General features: G+C 37.0%; 6 protein-coding genes. 2 read left to right on the top strand and 4 right to left on the bottom strand.

The features are described 5' to 3' along the window. Positions 1-283: 283 nt before the first annotated feature. From ACJML3_RS08555 to guaB, 4 genes are all read right to left on the bottom strand, one after another. On the bottom strand, positions 284-568 hold the full coding sequence (locus ACJML3_RS08555) for a DUF3795 domain-containing protein (protein WP_406022361.1): 285 nt from the start codon (positions 566-568) through the stop codon (positions 284-286). After that, positions 561-935, bottom strand: a complete 375-nt coding sequence (locus ACJML3_RS08550; protein WP_406022359.1) for an MmcQ/YjbR family DNA-binding protein — start codon at positions 933-935, stop codon at positions 561-563. The genes ACJML3_RS08555 and ACJML3_RS08550 overlap by 8 nt, the downstream gene beginning before the upstream one ends. Positions 936-1074: 139 nt before the next feature. Then, a complete protein-coding gene (guaA, locus tag ACJML3_RS08545; RefSeq protein WP_406022357.1) occupies positions 1075-2643 on the bottom strand; it encodes a glutamine-hydrolyzing GMP synthase in 1569 nt (522 codons plus the stop codon). A 64-nt stretch (positions 2644-2707) separates the two neighbouring features. Continuing rightward, positions 2708-4174 carry an IMP dehydrogenase gene (gene guaB / locus ACJML3_RS08540; RefSeq protein WP_406022355.1) on the bottom strand — a complete coding sequence of 489 codons (1467 nt, stop codon included), beginning with the start codon at positions 4172-4174 and terminating at the stop codon, positions 2708-2710. A gap of 441 nt (positions 4175-4615) precedes the next feature. Between guaB and ACJML3_RS08535 the strand changes: the two genes are divergently transcribed. Continuing rightward, positions 4616-4924: a hypothetical protein gene (locus tag ACJML3_RS08535; protein ID WP_406022353.1), complete on the top strand. Its 309-nt coding sequence runs from the start codon at positions 4616-4618 to the stop codon at positions 4922-4924. A gap of 4 nt (positions 4925-4928) precedes the next feature. Next, positions 4929-5235, top strand: a 307-nt coding sequence (locus ACJML3_RS08530; protein WP_406022351.1) for an NfeD family protein, incomplete at its 3' end; no start/stop codon positions are given.

Here is a 5235-nt window from a genome sequence, read left to right as displayed (position 1 = left end):
TGCATTATCAAATGAGGCACGAGTCTGAAATCCAGCCAATTTCATGTTTGGCACATTTTCAAATTTAACTTTCATATCATTTACCTTAAAAAAAGAAAAAATAACAATACTAAGGACTTAATGTATGATGAATATTGAATCAATCAACTCATCTGATTTCCTTGTACAAGGTAAATTCTAGGAGTTAGGCTGATTTAAAACTTGTCAATTTTTAGTTTTGTTTGTCCAATCAGAGTAAATCTGATTGAACAATTAAGGATTGATGGTAATATCTTTTTGAGAATTAATCATTCTTAAGAACTTTTATCCTCTGAAGAATACTATTTTCAAATTCTTTATCAGATAAGGAAGGATCTCTTGTGTTTTTCCAGATCAAGCAAGGAAGATCTTTACAGTTTGTACAAGACTCAAATCCATTTTTATTAACTGCACATTCATATATAGGACAGGCCTGACCTTTAGGAGCATGAAAAACTTTACCATGACATGCATTACAACCTTCGCACATATTCTTGTACAAATGACATTTTGAACAATCCAAACCGCAACAGCTAATCAGACTATCCATTTTTTTCCTCGTTCAATATTTGTTTTTGCAATTTCTTCGTTAGTTTTTCAAATACTAGATTATATGATTTATCTAATAGCTCTTTTAATAATTCATCTTTAATAGAGCCATTTGCTTTAACAGAATTCCAGTGAGATTTGTTCATATAGTAGCCAGGAATAATATCTTCATACTCCTGCCTTAGCATATCTCCTTCAAGCGGATCGAGTTTGAGAGTTATATAGTATGGAGTATCAGTCTCATCAAGACAGACTGCAGCAAACATTTTTCCTCCAATCATATACCTAATCCAGTTCCACTCTGCTTGAAGATCTTTTGTTACACCGGCCTTTGAAAGTAGGAATTCGTCAATCCATGGATATTTCATTTTGTTTCCTTATTGTTTGTAAAAGTAAAACAAAACGGCAAAATAACGCATTTATATTTATCGCTATTTTGCCGTCATTCAAGAAAAAAAAATATATTACTTTTTTTCTTTTATTTTATATAGTTAACAATATCTAGAGTTATTCCCACTCGATTGTTGCAGGAGGTTTACCTGAAACATCGTAAACAACTCTTGAAATACCATTAATTTCATTAATGATTCTGTTAGAGATGTGGCCTAACAGCTCATATGGTAACTCAGCCCACTTAGCAGTCATGAAATCAATTGTCTTAACTGCTCTTAATGAAACCACATAGTCATAACTTCTGTGATCACCCATAACACCAACAGCACGTACTGGTAAGAATACAGTGAATGCCTGGCTTACCTTGTGGTACCAGCCTGATTTATTGAGCTCTTCCATGAAGATAGCATCAGCCTGACGAAGTAAATCAAGATACTCTTTCTTAACCTCGCCTAAAACTCTTACACCAAGACCTGGACCTGGGAATGGATGACGCATTACCATAGCCTCTGGTAAACCTAAAGCTACGCCAATACGACGAACTTCATCCTTGAAAAGCTCACGTAATGGTTCTACAAGTTCAAACTTCAAATCGTCTGGTAAACCACCAACATTGTGGTGTGACTTGATAACATGAGCCTTACCTGATTTTGCTGCTGCAGACTCAATAACATCAGGATAAATTGTACCCTGTGCAAGGAAATCTACACCTTCAAGCTTTCTTGCCTCTTCAGCAAAAACATCGATAAAGGTCTTACCAATAGCCTTACGCTTAAGCTCAGGATCAGAAATACCCTTTAATGCTTCAAGGAACTTATCAGATGCATCTGCATAAACAAAGTTCAGATCCATAGGCTCAAACATCTGCTTAACCTGAAGACCTTCATTGAGTCTTAAAAGACCATTATCAACGAATACACAAGTTAACTGCTTACCAATAGCTCTTTGAAGTAATAAAGCTGTAACAGAAGAATCTACGCCACCTGAAAGACCTAAAAGAACCTTTCTGTCACCAACCTGCTTACGGATACGCTCAATAGCATCATCAATAATTGCAGATGGAGACCATAAACCGTGTAACTTACATACATCAATTACGAATCTGCGTAAGATTTCGCCACCCTGCTTAGAGTGAGTTACCTCAGGATGGAACTGAACACCATAGTACTGCTTGTCAGCATTGTAGATTGCAGCATATGGACATGTTTCAGTACTACCAACTGTAACAAAGCCATCAGGAATAGATGTAACCTTGTCACCGTGAGACATCCAAACATCAAGTTTGTTCTCACCTTCATGATCGGTTAAACCATCAAATAAAGGACACTTCTCTTTGATTTCTACAGTAGCATGGCCATATTCACGCTTTGAAGAGCCCTGAACTTTACCACCTAACTGAACAGACATTGTCTGAAGACCATAGCAGATACCAAGAACAGGAACGCCAGCTTCAAAAACATATGATGGGGCACGAGGTGAGCCCTGCTCAGTTGTAGACTCAGGACCACCAGATAGGATGATTCCCTGAGCGTTGAATTCCTTAATAAGATTAAGATCAACATCATATGGATAGATTTCACAATAAACACCGATTTCACGTACACGACGAGCAATCAGCTGAGTAACCTGTGAACCAAAATCCAGAATCAGGATCTTTTCAGAATGGATGTTCTGTGAAGACATATTTTGAACTCTTAATTGATGGATAGGAATGTACCTGCATTAAAGCAGGTACAAATAAAATCGATTAAATGTGGCTCTGGTAGTTAGGAGCTTCCTTAGTGATGGTTACATCATGTACGTGAGACTCATTGAAGCCTGCATTTGTAATGCGAACGAACTGAGCCTTTGTACGTAACTCATCAATAGTAGCACAACCTGTTAAGCCCATAGCTGAACGTAAGCCACCCATCTGCTGATGAATAATGCCACGTAATAGGCCCTTATATGCTACACGACCTTCAATACCTTCAGGAACTAACTTATCAGCAGCATTGTCTGACTGGAAGTAACGGTCAGCTGAACCCTTAGACATAGCAGCTAAAGAGCCCATACCACGGTATGACTTGAATGAACGGCCCTGATAAATCTCAATTTCACCAGGAGCTTCTTCAGTACCTGCAAACATAGAACCAACCATAACGCAGTTAGCACCAGCAGCAAGAGCCTTAGCAATATCACCTGAGTAACGGATACCACCATCAGCAATAACTGTAATACCAGTACCTTCTAATGCCTCAACAGCATTTGAAACTGCAGTAATCTGTGGAACACCGCAACCTGTAACAATACGAGTTGTACAGATAGAACCAGGACCAATACCAACCTTAACAGCATTTACACCTGCATCTGCTAAAGCTAAAGCACCAGCAGCTGTTGCAACGTTACCACCGATAATCTGTAATTCTGGGTATTCTTTACGTAAATACTTAAGTCTGTCTAAAACACCCTGAGAATGACCGTGTGATGAGTCAACTAACAGAACATCAACACCAGCCTCAACTAAAGCCTTTGCTCTCTCTTCGTTACCTGCACCAGCACCGATAGCAGCACCAACACGTAGACGACCTAAAGCATCCTTACATGCATTTGGCTTGTTAGATGACTTCTGGAAATCCTTAACAGTAATGAGTCCCTTTAAGTGGAAAGCATCATCAACTACTAAAACCTTCTCAATGCGGTGTTTCTGCATTAAAGCCTGAACATTTTCACGAGACTCATTTTCACGAACAGTAACTAGTCTCTCCTTAGGTGTCATAGCCTCATGAACCTTTACCTTACCATTTGTAAGGAAACGGGTATCACGACCTGTGATGATACCTAAAAGATTCTGATTGTCATCTACAACAGGGAAACCGCAGAAACCATTCTTAGCAGCCATCTGACGAACTTCATCAATTGTTGCCTCAGGATGAACAGTAATTGGCTTAATAACCATACCATTCTCATAACGCTTAACCTTAGCAACTTCCTGAGCCTGACGCTCAATTGACATATTCTTATGAATAAAACCGATACCACCTTCCTGAGCTAATGCAATTGCAAGATTAGACTCAGTAACAGTATCCATAGCTGAAGAAATCATAGGGATATTCAGCTGAATATTGGAGGTTAATCTAGTACGAAGATCTGCAGTATTTGGTAAAACAGTTGAGTGTGCAGGAACTAACAAAACATCATCGTATGTTAGAGCCTCTTCCATAATGCGTAACATATTATTCCTCCAGGTTTAGGATAATGCATATTGCAAATATTAAGGTGAATCCCTTAAAACTATATTTTTTAACTGCAGTACATTTTATGCACTGCATCTGTATAAAGAAGTCCGAGATACCGGACTGTCATTATTTGCTTAATTAAATTGATGTGACATTATACAAGAAAATGATATAAAAGATAAAAAAACTTTTGACTGTTTTTTTCAAAAACAGATTTTTTTAAGGCTATGTTTGTAACAGCAATACTATAATTCTTAAGCTATCTTCATAATCTTGTGCTACTATTGAAAAAATGATTATAAAAACTACGATATAAGCATATGGACAGATATAAGGTTGTCAACGGCGACTATGTTGCTCTTATCGACAAAATCCTAAAGCAGAATCTAAATACTCTGCTTTGCTCAAATAACTTTTCTAAAAATGAATCTTCTGCTATGACTAATAAAGATGGCAGATGTGAAGTAACATATTCTGAAAATAGAATTAAACATACAGCAGTCAAAGATAAAGCAAAAATACAAAACAACAGCACTGTTTTATCAAAAACAGGTAAAAGAACCGTGCAAAAAGCGATAAAAGAAGAATCCAAGTCAAAAAATCGTGGAATTTATGTTTTTTTAGGACTGATGCTGTTTTTTATAATGATTTTTCTTGATATATTCAGCGAATATGTTTTCTTACTGTTTTTTATAGCTATCATCTATTTTTCAATAAGAAAAAGAGCGAAACAGCAAAAGGAGTAAAAGAATGGAACAGTATTTAATATGGCTGATAATTGCACTGGTTCTTTTAGGAACTGAAATGATGCTGGCATCAGTTTATCTTATTGCTTTCTTACTAGGCGCTCTTACAGCATCTGCCTGTGCGTTCTTTGGCTGTTCACTTACTATTCAGTGCACACTAGGAGCAATTGTAATTATTGCTGGTGTTATCTGTGCCTATTTTTATAGAAAGAAAATAGCTCTTTTGAATAACAAAATTTCATTAGACAATATCGATGAGGATCAGATAGTCTTTGTTGATAACATATTGGAAGATGGCACTGCAAAGGTTA

It is taken from the genome of Succinivibrio sp., assembly GCF_045124615.1.
GTDB classification, from domain to species: domain Bacteria; phylum Pseudomonadota; class Gammaproteobacteria; order Enterobacterales; family Succinivibrionaceae; genus Succinivibrio; species Succinivibrio faecicola.
Note: the sequence above shows the minus strand (reverse complement) of the source record. Positions and strands in the feature narration are given on the sequence as shown.